This window comes from Odoribacter sp. N54.MGS-14, assembly GCF_000980295.1.
Taxonomy (GTDB): Bacteria; Bacteroidota; Bacteroidia; order Bacteroidales; family Marinifilaceae; genus Odoribacter; species Odoribacter splanchnicus.
In genome coordinates, this window is the sequence record NZ_LARL01000021.1 from 1 (window position 1) to 23104 (window position 23104).

Here is a 23104-nt window from a genome sequence, read left to right on the forward strand (position 1 = left end):
ATAAACCGCTAAAAATCATTTACAAGAAGCAATGATTTGTATGAAACGATTTTGTTTTTATTTGTTTGTTCTGGCTTGCGTTGCTTGCCGGAACAAACCTGAATATACTTTCACGGGTGAATTATATTCCACGGAAGGAATCTCTTACCGTTTATCGTTGCAGGGTAACGATACGACGGCAAGTATCGTGCCGGACAGTTGTCATCGATTCTCGGTCACTTTGCCTGCCGGAAATATCCCGTTTTTCAATTTCAATGGCGTGGTTACGGAAAAAGACGGGGAGAAGTGGCAATTCTCTACTCCCGTTTACTTTCAGAACAGCAAGCCCGTAAAGATGAAATTCGTGTTACAAAATCAAGAGGCAATGATAGAGGCCGTCGATAAAGGGAACCGGATGCTCCAGGAATTTCGGGCATACATGTTGCAATCGGGTAAAACTTTCTGGCAGTCTTCCTCGGCACCCGGAGAGTTGAAAGGCAAGTTATCAGACTTCCTTCAGGAAGCGAAACGCCTGATCGCTACCCGGCAACCGGATGAGGTGCTAGCTGATTACCTGAATACGTGGAGTTTGATTACTTACCTGGAGATCGTGCAGAATATGGCTCATCATTACGGACGGCAGGGAATGCAATTACCGGAAGACCTGACTTCCGGTTTACCGGAGGTGCCGGCAATCGTGGATAAACCTTATTGGAGACAGTTTTACGGTAGCAAGATTCTTGCTCTTTCTTACTTGAGGAAACAGGCACGAACCCCGGAAGAGCAAATCCGCCTGTTGAAAGAACAATTCCGGACACCTTCTATGCGGGAAGCCTTACATCTCTCGATACTCGCCAATTATATCAGTGAGTATCCCTATAGTGAAGAGAATCTGATCCGGTTGGAAACATTGTGCGAGGGAGTGCCCGGTGGGGAAGATGTTGTACATCAGTACCGGGAAAAGCGTTTTTCAGTCGTCGGTGCCCCGATTCCGGACGTGACTTTCGAGGACCGGAGCGGTAATCAACACCGCTTGTCGGATTTTAAAGATAAATATCTCTACATCGATCTATGGGCTTCATGGTGTAGTCCCTGTTGCGCAGAGATTCCTTACCTGCAAAAACTGGAGAAAAGTGTAACCAATCCCGATGTGGTATTTGTCAGTATCTCTTTAGATGAAAACCGGGAGGCCTGGGAAAAGAAAATGGATCAGTTGAAGCTGGACGGACATCAATGGATTGTTAAGGATGGTGCCTTTACCGATATGCTGAATGTCCGGGGTATCCCTCATTTCCTGCTGTATGGCAAAGATGGCAAATTGATGCAATACAAGGCGGAACATCCTTCTATCGGTGTACCGTTAAGAGATAGGCTCAATCAATTGAAATAAGTGTTAGCGGTTATTGATGTGTGACGGTTGCCCCTATCCCACCAGCCTGGTTTTTCGTTTTTTATCACTATCTTTGCGAAAAAAATATGCGCACATCTCAATTTCTCATCGGTGCAGCTTCGTCGGGCAGCGGAAAAACCACTTTCACGCTGGGATTATTGCGTGCGCTGAAAAACCGCGGTCTGAAAGTACAACCGTTCAAATGCGGCCCCGACTACCTGGACACCAAACACCATGCAGCTGCGGCCGGGCAAACGTCATACAATTTAGATACCTTCATGGCTTCAGCGACACATGTACAAGAGGTATATGCCCGGCATAGCCGAACGGCAGACATCTGCATCACCGAGGGTGTTATGGGACTTTTCGACGGATACGACAATATGGCAGGCAGCAGCGCCGAACTTGCCGGCCTGTTGCATCTTCCCGTTATCCTCGTGGTCAATGCCCGGTCGACCGCTTACACCGTCGCAGCAATCCTCTATGGTTTCAAACATTTCCGTCCCGATATCCAAATTGCAGGAGCTGTATTCAACTTCGTCGGTTCCGAATCGCATTACACCTACCTGCAACAAGCCTGCCGGGATGCCGGCGTCGAAGCCCTGGGATATTTGCCCAAATGCAAAGGCATCGAAATACCCTCCCGCCACCTGGGCCTGAACATCGATAGTGAGTTTTGCTTCGATGAATTTGCCGACCGGATCGCCTGTCAGGTGGAACAGACGGTGGGTATCGACCGTTTGCTGGATATTTGTTCCTGTGCAACTGCCCCGTCGTCCTGCCTTCCGGGAGAAACAAACAGCCATGCCAGCGACATGCGTATTGCCATCGCCTGTGACGAAGCTTTCAATTTCATCTATCCGGAAAATTTACGTGTACTGGAACAAAAAGGCAAACTCACTTTTTTCAGTCCGCTGTATGACAGTGAACTTCCCGTCTCCGACCTGGTGTATTTACCCGGAGGCTACCCGGAATTTTACCTTTCCCGTTTGAGTGAAAACCGAACGATGCGGCAGTCGATACTGAATTATTGCCAAAACGGAGGACATCTGTTTGCCGAATGCGGGGGAATGATGTACCTCGGAGAATATATTACCGATACAGACGGACATTCCTATCCGATGTGCGGTTTTTTACCGCAAGGAGCAACGATGGAAAATATGAAATTAAAACTCGGATATCGCAAAATTTTTCTGAACGGGCAGGAATACCGGGGCCACGAATTCCATTACTCCCGCATAATCCCGGGTCAAAGCCCCCTGCCATCCATTGCCCGGGTAACGAATGCCAAAGGGATGGAAGTCGATACGCCGGTTTATCGTTCCGGGCATGTCACTGCCAGCTATATTCACTTTTATTGGGGAGATCTTCCCCCGTTCTTTATTTGATAAACACGCATAGGTAGACCGCAACGATCGATACTACCGTAAGGAGAGTTACCCTATGATTCACCCGGACTGCAATCCGGAAATCGGCATAGCTTATTTCCCTGTCGTTATCCCCGATATAAGGCTTTTCGACCAACAAACCGTGATAAACGTGTGCACCGCCGAACCGGCAATCTAAAATTCCCGCCATAGCCGATTCCGGGAAACCGGAATTCGGGCTGGCATGCTGGTGGCAATAACGGAAAATAAACCGGAACAGACCGGGACGATAGGCTACCAGGGCCATAAACAAAGCAGTCAACCGGGCCGGGATATAATTCAATACATCGTCCAAACGGGCTGCCATACAACCGAACTGCCGGTAACGCTCATCTTTATAACCGATCATCGAATCCAGGGTGTTTACCATCTTATAAGCCATCATAGCCGGAAATCCGCCCAAAGCATAATAAAATAAAGGAGCCACAACCCCGTCACTCAGATTCTCTGCCATCGTTTCGAGTACAGCCGTATATATCTCCTTAGGCGATAATTCCGATGTATCTCTGCCTACAATCCAGGACAGGCGCCGGCGTCCCGCCTCCACGCCCTGTTTTTTCAATGTATCGATGACTTCCCTCCCTTCCTGGATCAGGCTATGGTTAGCCAATCCATAAAAAACAAAGACAGACGCAACAATACAGAAACACCAATCCCCAACGGCCAGGGTCCCGACGGTTATCCCCCAACCGATCATACCGACAAACAAAGGAAACGACAGTGCCACGACAGCCCCTTTCCATTTCCGGAATCGGCCGCAATTGAAATGCCGTTCTGCCCAAGAGATCATATTTCCAAACCCCACGACAGGATGCGGGATTGTCCGGGGATCCCCAAAGGCCAGATCCAGCAGATAACCCGCAATCAAGGGAAGAATAACCAGCCACACCTCATTCATAAGGCTCTAATTTGATTTTATCTACACTTTCCAATGCTTCCAACAGGAGCCGGTTTTTTGCCTCAGTCAGGGTATTCACCCTAAAATAGTGCGTGTCCAATCCTCTGAAATTGGAAGCATCCCGAATCAATAGTCCATGTTTCTCCAACAGATATTTCTTTAAAGCCGAACTGTTGTAATCCGTTTCTACGAGAAAAAAAGACGTTCCCGAAGGCAAGGGACGGAATCCGGAAATTCGGGCCATTTGTGCAGCGAACTCCTGCTGCCGGATCCTTAACAAAGAAGCATCCGGCAAACCTTCCCCGCCATGCCGGAGCAAGAATTTCCCGGCTTCTATCGCCAGCGCATTCACAGACCAAGGCTGCCCGAAGCAAGCCACAAATTCGACGATAGCCGGATTTCCCAGCATATATCCCAAACGCAAGCCCGGAATAGCATAACACTTGGTCATCGATTTTATAACCAACAAATTCGAATATTCTTTCAGCAGTGATAAAGCCGACTCCGTCCCGGGAGCAAAATGAATAAACGATTCGTCGACAACCAACATCATATCCGGATAATTTTTCACCAAAGCCGTAATTTCTTCCAGGTTCCAGATTCGTCCGTCCGGATTATTGGGGTTACAAATAAACATCAGATTGGTATGTTCGGGAATATGCTCCACATCGACCTGCCCAACGAATTGGATATGATGGTCATACAAGGTACATGCATCTTCGTACTCTGTAAACGACGGGACAGGTATCAACGTACGATTACCGGAAAAAGCATGAGCCACCATATAGAACAACTCTGTAGCCCCGTTTCCGACCAAAACCTGTTCGGGAGTAAGCCCGTGGTAGGCAGCAGCCACCTTACGGAAAGAACCGGCATCCGGTTCCGGATAATGAAAAATGCCTTCGAGATGCGTACTCAAAAAATCACACAAGGGACGGGTATCCGCTTCATACCAGACATTTGTCGAAAAGTTCGCTTTTATTTGCACCTGCGATTTATAAAGGTCATCCCCATGTCCGTGAATCATAGTTATAAATATAAAGTTGAATAAATATAGTCCAAATCGACAGCTTTCCGTACCTGACCGGCCAGAAGGTCGTATTGCCGTTCTTTAAAAGCCCTGTAATCAAAACCACTGCCGGCAGCCACTCCGAAACCTGCAGCCAGATCGTCTAAAACAACCGGATTGTCAAGGATACCGTGCATATAACTTCCCCAGCAGTCTGCGTTCAACCGGTAACCGTCGGTTGTACCGTCTGCAAGGGTATTGAGCGTTGTTTGCCGCTCTCCCGCGTGTAAAGGTGTCGTCGTCCCCATGTGAATCTGATAACCGGCACAATCCGATTCATAATTCTTAAAACGGAAATGACTTTGACAAACCACCTTCGTATCCTGCATCACCGTGACCAGAGGCAGTAACCCCAATCCGTCGGTCACGGTTTGCATACCTTCGACCTGCCCGGGATCCTCGATCCGCACTCCCATCATCTGATACCCACCACAAATGCCGATGACTTTTTTCTTCTTCCGGAAGGCCTTCACCACAGCTTCCGCCACCCCGTTGGCATAAATAGCCTGCAAATCGGCTATAGTACTTTTTGTTCCCGGCAGAATGATAACATCCGCTTTACCGATTTCCTCCGCTTTATCCGTATAATATAAATGGAAACGCCCGTCTCTCTCCAATGCATTGAAATCGGTGAAATTAGACATTCTCGGCAGACGAATCACCGCCACATTGATCTTCCCTGCCACAGCAGCAGAAGCTTTTACCTCCAAAGCGACAGAATCTTCTTCTTCGATATGAATATCTTTATAATAAGGGATCACACCGACCACCGGAACTCCGGTAAGCTCCCGGATGATCTGCCTTCCTTCTTCAAAAAGAGACACATCTCCGCGAAACTTATTGATAATGATACCTTTGATCAAACATCTCTCCTCTTCAGGCAGCAACATCACGGAACCATAAACAGAAGCAAACACTCCTCCCCGATCGATATCCGCCACCAGGTAAGTCGCAGCATCCACCTCTTTCGCCATCCGCATGTTCGTAATATCCCTGTCCCGCAAATTAAGCTCGGAGATACTACCGGCCCCCTCCAATACAATAGGATTATAGTTTTCTTCCAGACGATGAAATGCCTTCACGGCCTCGGTAAATAATTGCGTTTTGTTCCCCGAACGAAAATATTCCCGGGCGGATATATTCCCCACAGCCTTGCCGTTCAATATCACCTGGGAAGTCTGATCGGTGGACGGCTTCAACAAAACCGGATTCATATCCGTATGCGGCAAGATCCCACATGCCTCCGCCTGCACGGCCTGAGCTCTTCCGATTTCTCCTCCCTCCGGCGTAGAATAGGAATTCAACGACATATTCTGCGCTTTAAAAGGCGCCGGCCGATAGCCGTCTTGTTTGAAAATACGGCAAAAAGCCGTATTCAGGATACTTTTTCCCGCATCCGAACAAGTCCCGACAAACATAATCGGACGTAGTTTTTTTTTCTCTATCTTTTCCATATTTATCACAGATTGCTGCAAGGATTATTCAAGGGAGACGCGCTATTTTTTCTTATATAAGAAATCACGCCAACGCTCTTCTTCAGCTCCTTCTTTATCCATTTCGTACCGGGCCAGGATAAAAAGCAAATCCGACAAACGATTTACAAAACGCAGGATAACCGGTTCGACGGGATCTATCCGGTTCAAAGTCCACAAACGACGCTCCGCCCGCCGGGCCACAGTCCGGGCCACATGACATTGGGCCGATACCAGGTTCCCTCCGGGTAAAATAAAATGAGTGGACGGATACTGTATTTTTGCATTAAAAAAATCGATTTGCCGCTCACAATACACATCCGGTTCTTCCGGCAACCGATTCGGATTTTGTCCCCTTAAGGCAGCCGGAGTGGCCACATGCGACATCACCACCATCAAAGAACGTTGCAGGTAAAACAACATCTCCTGCCACTCATGCCCCTCTCCTATCAACGCACGAATCAATCCCAGGACAGAATTCAACTCATCCAACGTCCCATTGGCTTCTATCCGGATATCGTCTTTATCTACACGCTGTCCGCCATGAATACTCGTTTTCCCCTTGTCTCCTCCGCGAGTGTATATTTTCATATGATTATCATTTATTTTAGTATCCCGAATTTATCTATTATATACTTAACCGGATAACAGAAGTATTTTCCATGATAGGCAGATCGACCATATCGGCCGGTTTTCCTCCGTTCAGATAAGTCAGAATCGCCCGGTTAAAAGCACCGTGCCCGACTGCAAGTATACATTTACCGGCATATTTCACCCGAAGGTAATTCACAAATTCTCCTGCCCGATGATACAACTCGTCCACCGACTCGACACCAGGAGGCAGATGCTCCCAATCTACATCCTCCAGCGTTTCGCCGGTATATATTCCCCAGTCCATCTCCCGCAATAAAGGAGTCGGCTGAGGCTGTTTTCCATGGTAACCGGCAACGACCTTTGCCGTATCGTAACTACGTGCCAAATCACTACATACGATTACATCCAAAGGTTCTTGCTTCAATTGTTCTGCCAAAACAACTGCCTGCTCTTTTCCTAAAGGGGAAAGTGTTCCCGGCAATTGCCCCTGGAGAACATGCCGTTGATTTTCGATGGTCTCCCCATGCCGTGTCAATAATAAATCGATTTTCTTCATTTGCCTAAATTTGTACAAAGGTAAAAGTTTTTGAAATCATTTATCTAAATTCAGATCGGATTTGATCCGGGGCACGGCTGGAATATCTTTGGCTTTGGGAATCGTAATTGTGCTTTTGGAGAAATCCACACGCCAATGCTGCGGACAGAGGAAGCTCTGCCTGTCCTTACGTGACTTGAAACGGGGGAAGCCAACCGCATGAGTATTACGGAAAAAGTCGGTGTAGGCTGTGTCAGGATTGCGTAACGCACTCTGCAAGGACTGGGAACTGATTTCTGAAAGCCATTCGTGTTCCGCTTTCGGTTCGCTCTTCATCAGATTCGTCAAATATACATTGCCAAGCGTTTCCTTACGCTCCTTGTATGCCGTGATTTTAAGGTTCAATGCCCAATTATAGACAAAACGACAACAGCCGAAGGTCTCGGCGAACAAAACCCTTTGCTCATCAGCCGGATAAACAGACAAAGACCATATACACATGATGATACGTAGCGAACCCAAACTGTCTCCGCTGCAAATTGCACGAAGGCTCAAACAAATGTCAGCGGCTGCCATCTGGAAAAGATATGAAAACTACCTTCAGTACATCAAAGATTCCATAATCCATTTTTTAAGATTCTGAATTTTGCGGCTGTAAAAATAGGAAACTCCTTTCTGTTACGAAAATGTTACAAGATAATTCATTGAGTTTTTTTACTGAAAGATTACATGCTATCTTTGATCCGGTGAATAAAACTCGTTTCCAGGGATTCAAATAGGTATACCGGCAAGATTCGCCGGATCTTTACTCCGTCAGGAAGGAAAGAGGCAGGAGTGGCTGAACCGGCACGCCTGGGGGGCGTGTAATCCTCTGAAAGGACTCCGGAGTCCGAATCCCCGTCTTTCCACAAAAAAGGGCTGACTATCCAACCGGAATCTCATTCTCACACATTCAGGGGATTATAAATCATGTTTTTTACTGATCAGCCCCCCTTATTAAAAACATTTTTTCCCATACTTTTATTTTTTAATCGCTACTTCGTTTATTTAAATCCATTTTATCGAAACCATTATTATATTTTTATCGATTCCTTTAAAACAAGTACTGACACACCAACGATATAAAATATCAAGACCCACTCTTTTACTTTTTTATTACTGAATACCTCAGCCAGTTTTATATCTCCGACGTTGTCGGTAAATGACACGCCAAGGATACAAAATATCAAGACCCACTTTTTTACTTCCATATCATCGATCAAATCAATCAGCTTCATACCTCTTTTGCATTATTAGTTAACAATATCATACTACCTCCCCGAAAAGTATGTATAAAATGTGTATACATATATTATCATCCGACAGGATATCAGGTAAAAGTTCCGGGTCAGCACCATATTTGTCTTATCACAATAATATTTTTATATAAAAATGACATGTTCTGAAAATAAAATTCCACCAAAAAAACGTCCGTTTTTTTGGTGGTCGTTTGGGAAAAATTTTGGAACTTTTATGAATCTCTTAATAAGAGTTGATAGTCAGATGATTATAAAGTATAAAACAAAAAAAAACACCCCTGAAAAGAGGTGGTATAATATAATGAATTTAAACGTCGTTTTTATATACTCAAAACTACTTCATACTCTATGAGTTTAATTCTGATTCATGCGCAAATATAAACACTTTTTTCGAGATTACAACAATATTCGGTAGTTTGACACAATAATTTTTCTATTTTATTTGCCAGCAGGCCCTCCAAGGTCTTTTTTTGTCAAATATTCCTTAATTAATTTGTGGTATATAACGGTATATTGCAAAGATGAGACTTGTCATTAAACCAGGCGGTCGTTTCACATACCTCTATACCATCAAGGGGTAGCGCGCAGATGATGGAACGACCTTAACAGTATCCTGTCCATGCCGGTGTACACCCGGATATTGTATCCCGGGTCAAAGCGCTCACCGCTGGAGGACACCAGGAAGTTCTTCGGGCGGCCGGAATGCACGCTGGAGCAGGTGTACAGGGCATTGTCACTACCAGCCACGGAGTTCAGCGAGATACAGGCAGATATGTATAAGCGCAGCCAGAAGCTTTGGAAGCGTAATACGCAGGTTGTGTACTATAACCCGACGAACTACTTCTTTGAGCGGGAGGAGGAATGCGGACTGGTGCGGTTTGGCCACTGCAAAGAGGGCCGTCCGCTGCCCCTTGTACAGCCGGGGCTGTTCATGGACCATGACGGCTTCCCGCTGGCAATGTGCATCGAGCCGGGGAACACGGCGGAGACCAGCACACTCAAGCCGATGGAACAGATACTGAAAGACAAGTTCGGTCTGTCGGACATACGATGTGATACTTTACAGCAGCACCACAGTCAGAACACTTCAGCCTCTACCTTGCTCGCCTTCGGGCGAGCAAGGTAGAGGACTGAAGATTCTACACGAATTGCACTTCTATTGTGAATCTTCAAAAAATTATATCTATCACTCCACGATGATCGTCATGGCATCTCGCAAAACGTGAGAGTATCCGGGATTCGTCAATCGAACCGACACCTTATAGACGCCCGGTTTCGCATCATTCTCTAACGGGTACAGCAAAACTCCGCCTCCACGGATTGTCAAGTCTTTCTTGAAAATCGCCGCAGCCTCCTCTCCCTGATTCGAAGTCACCGACTCCACGCTGAATAAAATCTGCTGAGTCCCCTCGTATCCTTGTAACGCCAAACTCACCCAAGGAGCCTTATTCTCAATCCGGACAGCATCCAATTCCGGATCTAACGTCTTGCGAATATACATCGTGTCCGGGTCGTAAGATGCGTTCTCTGTCAACAGGTAGCCGACCGTTGTCTGATGGCAAGCTCCGACCAACAGGCCCACTGCCAATATCATCCATATCATTATTTGTTTCATCTTCATGTACTTTTTTGAATTATTCTTCATACCCCAATGCAAAATTATATTCCAATGCGTGCACCAGACAATTGTCCGGCTCAATGTCTCCCGAGGCGATGGCAAAAATAGGCTGGGAATTCATGAAACTGATGTATATCGGCTTAGCTGCATGTTCCACTACGCCATTCTTCTCCTGCTTCATGATAAACACCCATATTGGCGTACCTGCCAAGGTAGTCAAGTAGCTACCACCCGTGCCCGGAGTACCATAAAGCGTCGGTTCTCCGTAAGGAATGTCTTTCCGATAGAGTTTTCCGTCAATCACATGCCTCAGCAACATTTCACGACACCACTCCGGGTCGAGATCAGCCACCCGTTGATAACCGGATTCCAACAAATGCCGACGAATCGAATGATTCGTGATACCAAAGAACGTAATCTCTTTGTGCTCAGGATCTTTACCCTCAAAAAGCCGTACGATATCGTCTCCCGCATGTCGAACCAACAGAATCGTAGAATCCCAATCGTAGGAATTCGATCCCATGTACTGCATCAAATTTCCGTGATAACGTCCGTTACTAATCCCTGTGTCGATATAATTGTCTTTTGTACACCCCACATGTAATAACGAGCCCAAAAACCATATTGTATATAACATTTTTCTCATAATATTCTTCTTTTAATTCGAACGACGATTCCAATACTTATTTTGGCGAATCAAATCATTATTGGAGAAACAGTCCGCTCCCAACATTAGATATAAAGCACCATCTTGAATATCTCTATCCGTGAGTTTACCATAAGCTTCAGAAATTTCCATTCTGATATAATCATGCGTATCATCCCCTCTCAAGAAACACCAACCGTTACGCATAATGTCAAAATAACGGTGATATTCCGCCAGCAATTCCTTCTCCCTCTCCCTGAAAATAGCCAGCTGAATATTCCCACTCAGTCCTTTTTCCACATCATCAGAGTTCGGGAAAGCGTGCATGTCATCCCCATAGGCCCGGCGACGGATCTCATTCAAATCGTCTACGGCATCCGTCTTCCCCTGACGGGCCCGACATTCTGCACGGAGCAAGTATATCTCGCCCAATCTCCAAATCACCTTATACTGATTGATTCCGGCATATTGAAGCTCCGGGGTGTACGCAAGCTTAATGTAATGTGCATACCGGAACTTATACAGGAATGCCCGTTGCAACTTCTGATTGTCCTCCGCTGCTATGATGGAATCTCCCGGTCTATACTTCGTTGCAGCATAAACCTCCTCATTGCTCTTATAAATCAAGAACAATGAATCCGCATCAATATTCCAAAAATAGGCATCCCTACGCAAATCTTCGGGAGCATACATCATTCTCACCGTACTCTTGTAATATCCGTCTGAATACTGATTGTTAATCGGATGCGCACTTCCCAGAGCTATCGGGAACGTAATTGGCAAATCAGTGCGCAAACCCTCTTGTGAGTCATAGTAAATCTCCCAAATCGACTCGGCGCTTCCTCCTTTCATCACGCTTGTACAAACGGTCTCAGGATCCGCAGCCAACGAATAATTGCCTGCTTTCCCTTCAATGAGCATACTGCAATACTCTTCGGCCTTTGCCCAATACTCTTTCTTGCCTTCTACGCCAGCTCTCCACGCATAGAGATGTGCCAACAAAGCAGCCGCGGCACCCTTGCTGCCATACTGTTTCATTCGGGATTCTTTTGAAGTAGCCACCAACTCCTCGTATGTCGGCAAATCCATCGCCTTCAATCCCCATTTTTCCGCCTCATCCAACACATTGCCTATCGGGCTCTGAGGAAACTTAGAGAACTCAATTGTTGAGCCAGTAATCGGCACCTGTCCATAATTCATCGCCAAATAGAAATAAGCCACTGCCTTGGCAAAATATGCCTGCTGAATATAGGGTTTCAACTTCTCCGGGTCTCCTTTGAAACGGTGTGTATTCTCCAGAATCAAATTCGCCTGATAAATCGTGTAATAATAATATTTCCACGTTCCTACATTCGACAATGTCAACCCCTTGCGCAAAGATCTGTCGTAATCCAATATCTCTCCGGCTCTGGAAATATCGCCACCGGTAAACTCACCCACAGCCTGCCTCAAATAGACTTGCAAGCCGGTCAGCACAGCCTCCAGCTCCTTCTCGTTTTTGTAATAATTAGAATAGGTGGTTGCATTCTCCGGCTGGATATTTATAAAATCCGCACAAGAAGTCCCCCAAAACAAAACTGTCAAACCAAATATGTAAATATATCTTCTCATGTCCGTTAAAAATTAAGAGTTAATCCCAACGTATACTTTCTGGGTAATGGATAAGTATCGCCATTATCACGTCCCGTGTAAATATTCACCACTTCCGGATTTCCGCCCGAGTAGTTGCTCAAATAGAACAGGTTTTCTGCTGTCAGGAAGAAACGTACTCCCGAGAGCCCTGCCTTCTTGGATATCCTGTCCGGAAGATTATATCCCAAGGTTATTTGCTTCAAGGCAAGGTGGTGCACCTTCTCGATAGCCGAGTCCGTATTCATACTGAGAGAATTTCCCCATGCCGGAGCATTCGGTTTCTTGTTCACCCCGTCCCATGGTCTCAACTTGCGGTAATCAAACAACTTCGTCAAATGGCCATCCTCTGACTGTCTGCTGAACCCCAGACCCATCCGGTTGTTAATCATTTTTCTCCCGATTGTGAAATTCACCAGTACGTTCAGGTCGAAGTTCTTCCACATCAATTCGTTCACCCATCCTCCATGAGCCAAAGGAAGCGGCGAACCCGCATAATATGAATCCGGATTCCCGTCGCCATCCAAGTCAAGCAGACGATAATCACCGACAGCGCCGCTGATTCCATTTGTCGCCACACCGTTGAAGTATATTTCCTGTCCGTCAATCTTGTACAAGCGAGGTACCTCAGCATCCGAGTTGTAATATCCCCGGTGCGCCCACACGTACAAACCGTTCAAAGGTCTGCCGACTACCAGTAGCGTCCCGTCACCGTCCACTACATCTTTCCCCGAATACGACTTTTCAAAACGATTCCAGTTTCTTGCCATATTGAATTTCATTCGCCAGCTCACAGCACTCTCCCGCAAGATATCTGCCTGCAACTCCAGCTCAAGCCCCTCGTTGGAAATTTCCATCGCATTTTCCACCTGCGCACCGAACGCATACAAACTGCCCGGAATCGGAATATCATAAATCAGCGAACTGGTATATTTGTAATAGTAATCCAATTTCACATTCAAACGATAATTGAACATATCCATATCCAAACCCAGGTCATACTGCCTTGTCTTTTCCCAGGTAAGATAAGGCGATACAGGCTTGTCAGTCGTTATACCCGTCTTCCCGAAAAAGCTCTTGTCCATAATGTTCATCAATCCGTGAGCGAGGTAAGCACTTGTAAATGTCTGTCCGGATTTTCCATAACTACCGCGAATCTTACCCCAATTCAGCCAGCCTCCGGTCAAGCGTTTGATGAATGGTTCCTCCGAAAACGACCAGCCGACAGCCACCGACGGGAAATTTGCCCAACGGTTTCCCTCACCAAACGTAGAACTACCGTCACGACGGAATGTAAACTCCAGCAAATAACGCTGTTTGTAATTATATCCCAAACGGCCGAAATAACTCACCATCCGTTTCTCGGTAAAATCCGAAGAGTAATAGCGCGTTGCAGCATAGTCCGGAAACTCCGGTGTTCCGTGATTCACCACCGGCGGGACCTTCTGCGGGTTATAATAGTACACATCATCGCTCACTCCCCGCAACCCATAGCCGTACATCGAAAATGCCTGTTCCTTGTTTGTATTGACACCCAAAAGTACATCAATATTATGCACATCATTCACACTTGCGTTATAATGCAACAACTCCTCCGAAGAAAGCATCACCTGTCGACCGATATTTCCTTCCGACTTACTTTCGTTATGATATTCGTCAAACACACCGGGAGTATACTTATTCAGGTTCGACTGCGAGTAGTCGATATTCCCTGATGCCGAGAATGTCAATCCTTTAAGAAACTCATACTCAAGGAAAGCCGTCACCATTGCACGATAATCGTCCGTGCGATCCTTGATTCCCAGGACAGACTTTTTCCACTCTGCCTCCAGTTCCTTCGTGGCAGGCAACACGGTAAGCTGCTGTGACGGATTCACAGACAATCCCTCGTAGCGGGTATGCTTGGATGAAGCCGATGACGAGGAGCGATTCATTGTCCGGTCCACATAAGAGAGATACACACGCGTATCCATCCTCAATTTCGGTGTGAATTGTGCTGTCAGGTTCGATATCAGGTTCGCCCGTTTGTATCCGCTGTTAATCATGATTCCCTGCTCGTCATAATATCCGAGTCCCACCATATAACGGAAACGCTCCGTACCTCCTACAGCCTGCACATTTGCATTGACCACCTTGCTCCTGCGAAAAGCATACTTCCACCAGTTTGTACTATTATTGTAATAAGGGTCCAGACTATCCTGCAATGAATGTATCATGCTCGGCGAACCCCAGTAACCATTCCCCCAAAACTGGTCGTAGATACCGTTTCCATTGTTATACACATCCTCGTACGAAGTAGGGACGTGATACTTCCCTGTCGCCCAATCGTAATAATTATTCTTGATATTCCTCCGGAATTTAAGTTCCAACCATCTCTCCATGTGTCCGCCCGTCTGCTCGGGATATTCCATCAATTGTGAAATCGAGTAGGAAGCATTTGCCGAAAACTTGGCCTCACCGACCTTTCCCTTCTTCGTTGTAACAAGAATCACCCCATTGCCCGCACGGCTACCGTAAATCGATGCCGCCGCCGCATCTTTCAACACCTGTACCGATTCAATCATGCTCGGGTCCAGGTCAGCCAGCGTATTCGTACCGGTCACCGGTGAAACAAACGAATACATCGGCACTCCATCCACCACCCACAACGGCTGTCCGTCACTCGCACCATCCACCAACAGAGAGTTGAACCCCCGCACCGCAATCACCGCAGCACTACCCGGAGCTCCCGACTGCGACACAATATTCACACCCGCCAATCTTCCCTGCAACATGTCTGCGATGCTCGCTGCCGGCAATTCTTTCATTTCTTCCGCTGTCACCGTCGAGATTGCACTCACCATCTCCCGCTTATTCTGCGTACCGTAAGCCCGGACAACCACTTCATCCAAATCGGATACATCTTCCGTCAAGGTAATACGCAACGTATCTCTCGCCGTCTTTTCAGAAAATTCCACCCGCCGTTTCTTAAAACCGACAGATGAAAATTCCAACGTCCCTTTCAACAAAGGCAAATCCCATGCGAACCAACCTTTCTCATTTGTAGCCGTACCAATAGTAGTGCCGACAACCCTTACCGTTACCCCCGGCAAAGGCTGTTTGGCCGCATCATATACGAAGCCTCTCACCCGAACAAACTTCTTCTCGGGTTCCTGGTACGAGGTTGCCTTTATAATTACCAAATTATCGTCAAAAGAAAACGACATTCCCAAGCGAGGCAACAAGTCTTTGAGCACCGCCTCTAATCCTTGATTCTCTGCACTGATACTCACGTTCTTCCAAGTCACCACTTCCCTGTGATTATAGAGAAAACTATAACCCGTTTGCCTTTCCAATTCCTGAAAAACCTTCTCCAATGTCACGTTTTTCAGCTCTATTGAAACTTTCAATTGGCGAGCGCTCACTGCTGCCTGCACCTGCACCAAGCTACAAACCAATAAAATAAAAACGACTTTCATCTTCATCATCCACTTAGGGACAAGAATTCGCCCTCCGGCTCTTGTCTGATTTGACTTTTTTTTCATACTTTTGTACATTAGAATTTTACCTTGCACGTCGGTCAAGATTGCCACACCATGCCGCGTGCTTTAACTAAAAAGCTGTTCCACTCCCGTGCGAACGGCTTTTTTTGCTTTATTGTTATAAAAACATTATTCCCTTTTATATCAAATACTACATCTCCGGTCTGCTCGAATTTATCCAGCAACATACGGGCATCCTCATACCGTCTCACTTTTCCAGTGAACTCTACCTGTTTCGCACTTTCATTCACGTAGAACACGTTCAATCCATACCAGACAGACAACGTCTCCATAATCTCTTCCAATGTCGTTTGCCGGAATTTGTAATACCCGTCTTTCCACGAAACATACGATTCGGTATCCACCATCCTCACATCCATCACCCGATTATTCTTGTCATATACAAACTGCTCTCCCGGCACAATCTGAAAACTCTTGCCGGCACATGCCACCTCCACACTCCCCTCGACGAGCGTCGTCGCCACCGTTTCCAACCTCTCGTAAGCCTTCACGTTAAAAGAAGTCCCCAACACCTTCACATCCATCGCTCCTGCATGTACCCAAAACTCACGGGCGCTATCTTTCGCCACCTCAAACCATGCCTCTCCTTTTAAGAAAACTTCCCTTCTGGCTTTCCCGAACCTCTCCGGATAACGCATTTCCGAACCGGAGTTCAAGAACACCTTTGTCCCATCCGCCAAAACAAGCTGAAACCTCTCACGCACAGGAACCGTCAACGTATTGTAGACAATCTTCTCCGAAGCCTCCTTGCTTTTGATTTTCGAGTATACCAATGTTCCCCGTTCATTCCTAACCTGCAACATCGTACCCCCAAAAATCAACCTGTTCGTATCCCGCTTCAACGGCACGCTTTCACCATCTCCCAGCGTCAACACCACTTGCCCGATTCCCGGTTCCACCGTTTTTTCGCCCTCCCAGACTCCATTCTCTTCCGGCTTCATCCATAACATTATCCCGACACCCAATATCAACAACACCCCTGCCACACTCGCCCCAAACGACCACCACCTCATCCGCCGTATCTTACCCTTCCGTACCGTCATTTTCTTCCGGATATCGCTCTCCAACCTCTCGTAGGCCTTCTCCCTATCCAACCCTCCTTGCTGTCTCACCAACCTCACGACCTCACCCAACTCACCCATCAACATCTTATACGTTCTCTCATTCCCTCTTTTCTCTTCCCACCACCTGTTCATCTTCTCCCTCTCCTCTTTCGTCACGTTCTCCCCCGCTATTTCAGCCGCCATAATTTTTAATATTTCGTCTTCCATACTCCTAGTTTTATACAAATAACACCACCACCCATCAAATCATGTGACAGGAAATCCCATTTTTTTATAAAAAAATTGCAACAATCCCATTTGTATCGCCAATTCCTGCGACACCACCCTGATTATTCCGATTTTCTGAAATAAAGCAATAATATGGTAAACATGTGGCCCTCCAGTTTCTCCCGCAGAAACTTCAACGAACGCGACAACTGGGTTCGGACAGTATTAATACTGATTTGCAAATGCTCGGCAACCTCCTTATATTTTTTCCCTTCGGCATACACCATCATAAAAATACGGCGACGCTCCGGAGGAAGCTGGTTTATCGCGAAGTACAAAACATCTATTTCAGTTTGCTCATCTTCATGCATGATTTCTGCCACGGGCATTCCTTCCATCATTTTTTCATGGCGGGTTTTCCTGCGTTTACAGTCTCTCAGCTCGTTTAAAGCAGCATTCTTGACCACATGAAACATGTATTTATCCAACCCATCAGAAAGTTTTTTATAAAGAGAGCTTTCCCAAGCCTGTACGAAACAACCCAACACAACATCCTCTGCCGCATCAACATTTTTCAGAATACTTGTGGCATATAAAACCAACACATCATGGTATTTCAAGAAGAAAGTCTTGAACGTTTCTTCTTCGGGATTTTTTTCGTACATGCTACAAATATACGAAATTAACCCGTTATACATCTGGCATAAACGCATAAAAAAGTTGTTCACGCCGGATAAATTCCGTATATTTATTTCATTTCCAATCAGATAAATATCATGAACAACTTTTGTGCAAGTTACGAAAAAAATAAGAATTTATGAATTTTGATTTTCTTTGTTTTATATCTTTACGAATTCAAATTCTGAGGAATGACAAGAAGAATTATTTTAGTCACCGGAGGGCAACGTTCCGGTAAAAGTGGTTATGCACAGCGTTTAGCGTTGGAACTATCCGACTGTCCTGTTTATATGGCTACTTCGCGGGTATGGGATGAAGAATACCGTAAACGTATCGAACGGCATCAACGTGACCGGGGACCTCAATGGACAAATATCGAGGAAGAAAAAGCCCTGAGTAAACATCACTTGCAAGGACGGGTAATCGTGATCGATTGTGTTACCTTGTGGGGTACTAATTTCTTTTTCGATCAGGATTCGAATGTCGACCTGGCTTTACAAGAACTAAAAGAAGAGTTCGACCGATTTACAGCCCAGGAAGCGACTTTTATCTTTGTGACCAATGAAATCGGTATGGGTGGAGTTGCCGAAAACACCATCCAACGCCGGTTTACCGATATGCAAGGCTGGGTAAACCAATACATCGCAGAGAAAGCCGACGAGGTGGTGCTGATGGTCTCGGGAATAGGAGTAAAGGTAAAAGGCTAAAGGCTATAAAGCTAAAGGCAGGGAGGTAAAAAAAGTGAAAGGTAATAAGGATAAAAAATAATAGGATACGATATGAGAACTTTCAATATCAAAACGCCGGATAAAAAGATCGTACCGGCACTTCAGGATAAAATCGATAATTTGACAAAACCGAAAGGTTCGTTAGGACGGTTGGAAGAATTGGCAGTCCAGATCGGTACCATCCAACAAAGCCTCTCTCCTGTTTTGAGAACTCCTCAAAATATTGTGTTTGCAGCCGACCATGGTGTGGTTGTCGAAGGAGTCAGCTTTTCTGCCCCGGAAGTAACGGCACAACAGATATACAATTTCCTGAAAGGCGGCGGCGGAATCAATATGTTTGCACGCCAGCATCATTTCATACTGAAAGTGGTAGATTGCGGAGTGAATGCCGATTTCGGGGATCTGCCCGGACTTATTCACCGGAAAATCAGGAAGAGTACCGATAATTACCTTTACGGACCTGCCATGACGCCCGAAGAGATGGAACGCGCCATCGAAATCGGGGCAGAAATGGTACAATTGGCTTATCAGGAAGGAACCAACATCATCAGTTTCGGCGAATTGGGCATGGCCAATACTTCGGCCTCATCGGTCTGGATGTATTTTTTCACCGGAATTCCGTTAAAAGAATGCGTCGGTGCCGGAAGCGGACTGGACAACCAGGGTATCGAACATAAATATCAGGTACTGAAACGGGCCACAGACAATTATCAGGGAAACGGTACGGCAGAAGATATCCTGCGTTGGTTCGGAGGCTTTGAAATGGTGGCGGCAGCAGGAGGTATGCTACAGGCTGCAGAGTTAGGCATGACGATCATCATCGACGGTTTTATCATGACTAACTGCATACTGGCAGCCAGTAAACTGCATCCGGAGGTATTGGAATATTGTGTATTCGGACATCAGGGCGATGAAGCCGGACATAAATCAGTGCTAGAAGCTTTACACGCCAAGCCATTATTGAATTTGGGATTACGTTTGGGAGAAGGAACGGGAGCCATTTGCGCTTATCCGATTATAGAATCCGCCATCCGTATGATCAACGAAATGAGCAGTTTCAAACAGGCAGCCGTTACGAAATATTTTTAAGATATCCGTATGAAATCTCTGTTTGCGGCAATCATATTATTTACCCGGCTTCCGTTATGGCGAATCGTCCGGGTAGATAAAAAGCAGTATGCAGAAATCCTGTTATACTGGCCAATCGTAGGTTTTTTAACCGGAGCGACAACCTGGGGGACGCTTTATCTTGCCTCTTGGGTCATGCCTTTGTTGCCGGCTTGCGTCATTGCGGTCATTGCCCGTCTGCTCCTGACCGGAGCTTTACATGAAGACGGACTGGCTGATTTTTTCGACGGTTTCGGCGGAGGACATGACAAAGCCGGCATCCTGCGAATCATGAAGGACTCCCATATCGGTAGTTACGGTACGATCGGCCTGATTCTGTATTTCATCTTGTATGTATCTTTGTTGAGTTCGTTTTATTCGCTGGCCCTTCCCGGTGTCATTATCGGAGCGGATGTACTTTCCAAACTTTGTACCGCCGTTATGATCAATACATTACCCTATGCCCGTACGGAAGAAGAGAGCAAAGTAAAAGTACTCTACCGCAAAATCCGTCTCTGCGAATTTGTCCTGGTAGCCCTGCCCTGCCTCACCGCCCTTTGGCTGATGGCGACTCCTTTCTCAGCTTTAATCCCCACCCTCCTTATCCTTACCGGCTTGCGTTGGTATTTCAAACGTAAAATCGGAGGATATACCGGAGATTGTTGCGGGGCCAGCGTACTTTTAGCCGAACAGTTTTTTTATATCGGTGCCACTATCGTTTATACTTATTCCCTATGAAGATAACCCTGATCCGCCATACCCGTGTAGCCGTCGAAACCGGAATTTGTTACGGCTGGAGCGATGTCGGTGTCGCCCCTTCTTTCGAAACCGAAGCCAGCCGGGTCAAAGAAAACATTTCCAACGAACAGTTCGATATCGTGTATAGCAGCCCGCTCTCCCGCTGCCGGAAGCTAGCTGCCTTTTGTGGCTTTCACGAACCGATCCTCGACGACCGTTTAAAAGAACTTAACTTCGGGGAGTGGGAAATGAAGAAATGGGACGATCTCACCGACCCCCGTCTTGAACTTTGGTATAAGGACTGGATTCATCTCCCGGCAGGAGGAGGGGAAAGCTATGAAAATCAGTGCCGCCGTGTCGCTCAATTTCTGGATGAACTCCGCCATTCCGGCCATACCGATGCCTGTATTTTCACCCACCGGGGAGTCATCGCCTGCGCTATGGTCTACGCAGGCATTTGCCCGATCGAAGAATCATTCAGTATAGAGGTGGACTATGGCAGCAAAAATGTGTTGGAATTCTGAAACTGTATTATTCCAGTAATGAATTCAGATACGCTTCATCCACTTCCTGTATCATAACTTCTTTACCACTCAAAATATTGTCGAATAAAATATTCTAACAATTAAAATAACAAACCCGATAACTTGACGAATCAAGGATTACCGGGACACTGAGGTTAACTATCTGTTGATCACTTTGTATAAACACAAAGTTTGCTATTTTTCCCGCCAAATGGGGAGAGATTGCCAATACTTAGGGAATCCCATATCTTTGAGGTCGAGCAAACGGCAATCGGATTTGAGCAACTCTTTGATATTCTTTTTGAAGTCGCTACCTGGACTGATAATATCAAGTATATACGCGATACAAGACAGCACGGCAAATAATTTGTTTGTGCGTATTTGTCCGATTGTAGTTCTATCCATAAAGGGATAAAGAGTATTGTATGGCAGGATTACACTGACCATAAAACGACGATTCCACACTCGGCTGTGGTGAGCGCAACAGTTACGGAGATTGGAAATGGAGTGTAGCCAATTTTCCAAGATTGCCACTTTCTTCAAACCGAATTGTTCGGTAATGTACTCTTTACGACTGTCTAACCTTAAGGATTGGAACAAACGGCTCAATGTGGCAAACGACACAACTTCGAGTGCCATCCAACTCGGCGGCATCAAAGGATTGTCGTATTTGGAGTTGTAATGCTTGATGAAATCTTCATTGCTGCGATTTACATCAGCATCAATACGATCCATCAAATCATCATAGCCGAAACGATATAAACTTTCATCATTGAACCAATGGCTATCGCCTGTGCTTTCGGCATATACCTGTACAATTTTTGTGCGCACTGCCACTTCTATCTTCTCAATAGTATTGAAAATAAGTGAACGCAGTCTGCGGTCGAAACAATAAAGGTCAATGATGTCCTTGAAGTGAATATCTTTGCGAGTGAAGGTGTGTTCGGAATCTTCGCCGTTCTCTTGGAACGGATAAGTGTATGCACGAAGCCGATAGTAGCTGATATTGAAAAGATAAGCAGTTGCCTCGCTTTCATCATCAAAAACAAGCCCCCGTTGTTTTAGCCGTGCGACTTGCTCGGCGAGAGTCAACGGCTTCTTTGTATAATCAATTTTATCAGTCAATTCTATTGAAACTACCATATAAAAACTCGAAGACCTCCCCGGGTGCGCTGTTCAACGGGAAGCGTGGGAGGTCATATCAATTGCAAAGGTAATACTTTTATTTGAAATAGCAAAGGTAAAGGCAAAAACAACAAACTAAGTCAAATTTCATTTTTGATATACTTCCATTTATTTCTCCAGGATGACTTTTCAGCCACCTTCTTCTGTTCTACCTGGCAGGCCGCCCCTATTTTTTCAATTCAGGCCGGATCCTTTCCAACCAATTATCTACCCTATCTTCTGTTTTATCAGCCTCATAATCCTCATCCAGCGGTAAACCGATAAATTTACCTTCCTGTAAAGCACGCGAATCATTAAAGATATAATCGCGGGTCTCTGTTTCTCCGATCAGTTGCCCACCGATTTCCCCGATCGTCTGGCCCAATATGCCCATTCCGTCTACAAAATTATTCGGATAACTGACATGATCCCCCAACCCGACGATAGCAACCTTTCGACCTTCCAAACGAATCCGGAGCATTTTGGGTAAAAATGACGACCAGGGATCTTTTTGTTCCATTTCCCAGGTATTCCGGCCTAAAGTCGAACAGACCAGGATCAGATTGTGATAATCCAGTAATCGCAGTGGAGTGACATCAGAAATAACAAAGAGATCCGGTTGCAGATCTACCAGTTTTTGTTTGATCAGACGGGCCACTTTATGAACGCTGCCTCCCGAAGGTGCATAAAATATTCCTAATCGTTTTGTAGCCTTATGCTCTTTATCTATCAAATAATTCCCTTCCAGATCAGCTTTCAGCTGATAATTCCCTGGTTGATTTTCCTTTTTCATGGAT

At 46.0% G+C, this 23104-nt stretch carries 22 protein-coding genes; 8 read left to right on the plus strand and 14 right to left on the minus strand.

What is annotated here, in order from left to right; genetic code table 11:
• The first annotated feature begins 40 nt into the window (after nucleotides 1-40).
• Together WS42_RS15385 and WS42_RS06380 are read left to right on the plus strand one after the other, a co-directional pair.
• Complete coding sequence (locus WS42_RS15385) at nucleotides 41-1369, plus strand: TlpA family protein disulfide reductase (RefSeq protein WP_182321339.1); 1329 nt, start codon at nucleotides 41-43, stop codon at nucleotides 1367-1369.
• Nucleotides 1370-1455: 86 nt separating this feature from the next.
• Nucleotides 1456-2757 carry a cobyrinic acid a,c-diamide synthase CobB gene (locus tag WS42_RS06380; protein WP_046450870.1) on the plus strand — a complete coding sequence of 434 codons (1302 nt, stop codon included), beginning with the start codon at nucleotides 1456-1458 and terminating at the stop codon, nucleotides 2755-2757.
• Here the strand turns inward: WS42_RS06380 and cbiB are convergent.
• From cbiB to WS42_RS06410, 6 genes are read right to left on the minus strand one after another with little or no spacing between them, the layout of a single operon-like run.
• Nucleotides 2750-3694 carry an adenosylcobinamide-phosphate synthase CbiB gene (cbiB, locus tag WS42_RS06385; RefSeq protein WP_046403168.1) on the minus strand — a complete coding sequence of 315 codons (945 nt, stop codon included), beginning with the start codon at nucleotides 3692-3694 and terminating at the stop codon, nucleotides 2750-2752. The two genes, WS42_RS06380 and cbiB, sit on opposite strands and share 8 nt — an antisense overlap.
• Nucleotides 3687-4721, minus strand: a complete 1035-nt coding sequence (locus WS42_RS06390; protein ID WP_046403167.1) for a pyridoxal phosphate-dependent aminotransferase — start codon at nucleotides 4719-4721, stop codon at nucleotides 3687-3689. The genes cbiB and WS42_RS06390 overlap by 8 nt, the downstream gene beginning before the upstream one ends.
• A gap of 2 nt (nucleotides 4722-4723) precedes the next feature.
• Complete coding sequence (locus tag WS42_RS06395) at nucleotides 4724-6217, minus strand: cobyric acid synthase (RefSeq protein ID WP_046403830.1); 1494 nt, start codon at nucleotides 6215-6217, stop codon at nucleotides 4724-4726.
• Between the two features lie 42 nt (nucleotides 6218-6259).
• Nucleotides 6260-6826 carry a cob(I)yrinic acid a,c-diamide adenosyltransferase gene (locus WS42_RS06400; RefSeq protein ID WP_022159601.1) on the minus strand — a complete coding sequence of 189 codons (567 nt, stop codon included), beginning with the start codon at nucleotides 6824-6826 and terminating at the stop codon, nucleotides 6260-6262.
• Between the two features lie 37 nt (nucleotides 6827-6863).
• Nucleotides 6864-7385, minus strand: coding sequence for a histidine phosphatase family protein (locus tag WS42_RS06405; protein WP_046403163.1), 522 nt, complete (start codon nucleotides 7383-7385; stop codon nucleotides 6864-6866).
• 36 nt (nucleotides 7386-7421) lie between these two features.
• A complete protein-coding gene (locus tag WS42_RS06410) occupies nucleotides 7422-7865 on the minus strand; it encodes an RNA-guided endonuclease InsQ/TnpB family protein (protein WP_274973152.1) in 444 nt (147 codons plus the stop codon).
• A gap of 1 nt (nucleotide 7866) precedes the next feature.
• On the opposite strand from WS42_RS06410, the gene WS42_RS15390 reads away from it, so the two are divergent.
• A complete protein-coding gene (locus WS42_RS15390) occupies nucleotides 7867-8007 on the plus strand; it encodes a hypothetical protein (protein ID WP_286728381.1) in 141 nt (46 codons plus the stop codon).
• Between the two features lie 1274 nt (nucleotides 8008-9281).
• Nucleotides 9282-9788 carry an IS1634 family transposase gene (locus WS42_RS06425; RefSeq protein ID WP_022160790.1) on the plus strand — a complete coding sequence of 169 codons (507 nt, stop codon included), beginning with the start codon at nucleotides 9282-9284 and terminating at the stop codon, nucleotides 9786-9788.
• 60 nt (nucleotides 9789-9848) lie between these two features.
• On the opposite strand, the gene WS42_RS06430 is transcribed toward WS42_RS06425, so the two are convergent.
• From WS42_RS06430 to WS42_RS06455, 6 genes are all read right to left on the minus strand, one after another.
• Nucleotides 9849-10277, minus strand: coding sequence for a hypothetical protein (locus tag WS42_RS06430; RefSeq protein WP_046403206.1), 429 nt, complete (start codon nucleotides 10275-10277; stop codon nucleotides 9849-9851).
• A 19-nt stretch (nucleotides 10278-10296) separates the two neighbouring features.
• Nucleotides 10297-10926, minus strand: a complete 630-nt coding sequence (locus tag WS42_RS06435; RefSeq protein ID WP_046403160.1) for a lipoprotein — start codon at nucleotides 10924-10926, stop codon at nucleotides 10297-10299.
• A 12-nt stretch (nucleotides 10927-10938) separates the two neighbouring features.
• Entirely contained in the window at nucleotides 10939-12537 is a 1599-nt protein-coding gene (locus WS42_RS06440; protein WP_046403158.1) for a RagB/SusD family nutrient uptake outer membrane protein, read from the minus strand.
• A gap of 5 nt (nucleotides 12538-12542) precedes the next feature.
• Complete coding sequence (locus WS42_RS06445) at nucleotides 12543-16079, minus strand: SusC/RagA family TonB-linked outer membrane protein (protein WP_046450878.1); 3537 nt, start codon at nucleotides 16077-16079, stop codon at nucleotides 12543-12545.
• Nucleotides 16080-16114: 35 nt separating this feature from the next.
• Entirely contained in the window at nucleotides 16115-17368 is a 1254-nt protein-coding gene (locus WS42_RS06450; protein WP_022160785.1) for a FecR family protein, read from the minus strand.
• 122 nt (nucleotides 17369-17490) lie between these two features.
• The gene (locus tag WS42_RS06455; protein ID WP_229032340.1) at nucleotides 17491-18033 is read right to left on the minus strand and encodes an RNA polymerase sigma-70 factor; all 543 of its coding nucleotides are present in this window, start codon (nucleotides 18031-18033) and stop codon (nucleotides 17491-17493) included.
• A gap of 204 nt (nucleotides 18034-18237) precedes the next feature.
• On the opposite strand from WS42_RS06455, the gene cobU reads away from it, so the two are divergent.
• From cobU to cobC, 4 genes are all read left to right on the plus strand, one after another.
• On the plus strand, nucleotides 18238-18753 hold the full coding sequence (gene cobU / locus WS42_RS06460) for a bifunctional adenosylcobinamide kinase/adenosylcobinamide-phosphate guanylyltransferase (protein WP_013612648.1): 516 nt from the start codon (nucleotides 18238-18240) through the stop codon (nucleotides 18751-18753).
• Nucleotides 18754-18825: 72 nt separating this feature from the next.
• Entirely contained in the window at nucleotides 18826-19863 is a 1038-nt protein-coding gene (gene cobT, locus WS42_RS06465) for a nicotinate-nucleotide--dimethylbenzimidazole phosphoribosyltransferase (protein WP_022160783.1), read from the plus strand.
• A 9-nt stretch (nucleotides 19864-19872) separates the two neighbouring features.
• Nucleotides 19873-20619 carry an adenosylcobinamide-GDP ribazoletransferase gene (gene cobS / locus WS42_RS06470; protein WP_046450872.1) on the plus strand — a complete coding sequence of 249 codons (747 nt, stop codon included), beginning with the start codon at nucleotides 19873-19875 and terminating at the stop codon, nucleotides 20617-20619.
• Complete coding sequence (gene cobC / locus WS42_RS06475) at nucleotides 20616-21143, plus strand: alpha-ribazole phosphatase (protein ID WP_013612651.1); 528 nt, start codon at nucleotides 20616-20618, stop codon at nucleotides 21141-21143. The genes cobS and cobC overlap by 4 nt, the downstream gene beginning before the upstream one ends.
• Nucleotides 21144-21338: 195 nt before the next feature.
• Here the strand turns inward: cobC and WS42_RS06480 are convergent, their stop codons facing one another.
• Both WS42_RS06480 and WS42_RS06485 read right to left on the minus strand, forming a co-directional pair.
• Nucleotides 21339-22286, minus strand: coding sequence for an Abi family protein (locus tag WS42_RS06480; protein WP_353743302.1), 948 nt, complete (start codon nucleotides 22284-22286; stop codon nucleotides 21339-21341).
• Between the two features lie 208 nt (nucleotides 22287-22494).
• Nucleotides 22495-23100 (minus strand): flavodoxin domain-containing protein, encoded by a 606-nt coding sequence (locus tag WS42_RS06485; RefSeq protein ID WP_022160781.1) that lies wholly within the window; start codon nucleotides 23098-23100, stop codon nucleotides 22495-22497.
• Between the last annotated feature and the right edge of the window lie 4 nt (nucleotides 23101-23104).

Excerpts from the sequence above, each read along its gene's own strand:
- WS42_RS06430 (WP_046403206.1), bottom strand. The coding sequence starts at position 10,277 with ATGAAACAAATAATGATATGGATGATATTGGCAGTGGGCCTGTTGGTC.
- WS42_RS06400 (WP_022159601.1), bottom strand. The coding sequence starts at position 6,826 with ATGAAAATATACACTCGCGGAGGAGACAAGGGGAAAACGAGTATTCAT.
- WS42_RS06410 (WP_274973152.1), bottom strand. The coding sequence starts at position 7,865 with ATGTGTATATGGTCTTTGTCTGTTTATCCGGCTGATGAGCAAAGGGTT.
- WS42_RS06450 (WP_022160785.1), bottom strand. The coding sequence starts at position 17,368 with ATGGAAGACGAAATATTAAAAATTATGGCGGCTGAAATAGCGGGGGAG.
- WS42_RS06480 (WP_353743302.1), bottom strand. The coding sequence starts at position 22,286 with ATGGTAGTTTCAATAGAATTGACTGATAAAATTGATTATACAAAGAAG.
- WS42_RS06380 (WP_046450870.1), top strand. The coding sequence starts at position 1,456 with ATGCGCACATCTCAATTTCTCATCGGTGCAGCTTCGTCGGGCAGCGGA.
- cobS (WP_046450872.1), top strand. The coding sequence starts at position 19,873 with ATGAAATCTCTGTTTGCGGCAATCATATTATTTACCCGGCTTCCGTTA.
- WS42_RS06390 (WP_046403167.1), bottom strand. The coding sequence starts at position 4,721 with ATGATTCACGGACATGGGGATGACCTTTATAAATCGCAGGTGCAAATA.
- WS42_RS06445 (WP_046450878.1), bottom strand. The coding sequence starts at position 16,079 with ATGAAAAAAAAGTCAAATCAGACAAGAGCCGGAGGGCGAATTCTTGTC.
- WS42_RS06440 (WP_046403158.1), bottom strand. The coding sequence starts at position 12,537 with ATGAGAAGATATATTTACATATTTGGTTTGACAGTTTTGTTTTGGGGG.
- cobU (WP_013612648.1), top strand. The coding sequence starts at position 18,238 with ATGACAAGAAGAATTATTTTAGTCACCGGAGGGCAACGTTCCGGTAAA.
- cobC (WP_013612651.1), top strand. The coding sequence starts at position 20,616 with ATGAAGATAACCCTGATCCGCCATACCCGTGTAGCCGTCGAAACCGGA.
- WS42_RS06405 (WP_046403163.1), bottom strand. The coding sequence starts at position 7,385 with ATGAAGAAAATCGATTTATTATTGACACGGCATGGGGAGACCATCGAA.
- WS42_RS15390 (WP_286728381.1), top strand. The coding sequence starts at position 7,867 with ATGATACGTAGCGAACCCAAACTGTCTCCGCTGCAAATTGCACGAAGG.
- cobT (WP_022160783.1), top strand. The coding sequence starts at position 18,826 with ATGAGAACTTTCAATATCAAAACGCCGGATAAAAAGATCGTACCGGCA.
- WS42_RS06425 (WP_022160790.1), top strand. The coding sequence starts at position 9,282 with ATGCCGGTGTACACCCGGATATTGTATCCCGGGTCAAAGCGCTCACCG.
- cbiB (WP_046403168.1), bottom strand. The coding sequence starts at position 3,694 with ATGAATGAGGTGTGGCTGGTTATTCTTCCCTTGATTGCGGGTTATCTG.
- WS42_RS06395 (WP_046403830.1), bottom strand. The coding sequence starts at position 6,217 with ATGGAAAAGATAGAGAAAAAAAAACTACGTCCGATTATGTTTGTCGGG.
- WS42_RS06455 (WP_229032340.1), bottom strand. The coding sequence starts at position 18,033 with ATGTACGAAAAAAATCCCGAAGAAGAAACGTTCAAGACTTTCTTCTTG.
- WS42_RS15385 (WP_182321339.1), top strand. The coding sequence starts at position 41 with ATGAAACGATTTTGTTTTTATTTGTTTGTTCTGGCTTGCGTTGCTTGC.
- WS42_RS06435 (WP_046403160.1), bottom strand. The coding sequence starts at position 10,926 with ATGAGAAAAATGTTATATACAATATGGTTTTTGGGCTCGTTATTACAT.
- WS42_RS06485 (WP_022160781.1), bottom strand. The coding sequence starts at position 23,100 with ATGAAAAAGGAAAATCAACCAGGGAATTATCAGCTGAAAGCTGATCTG.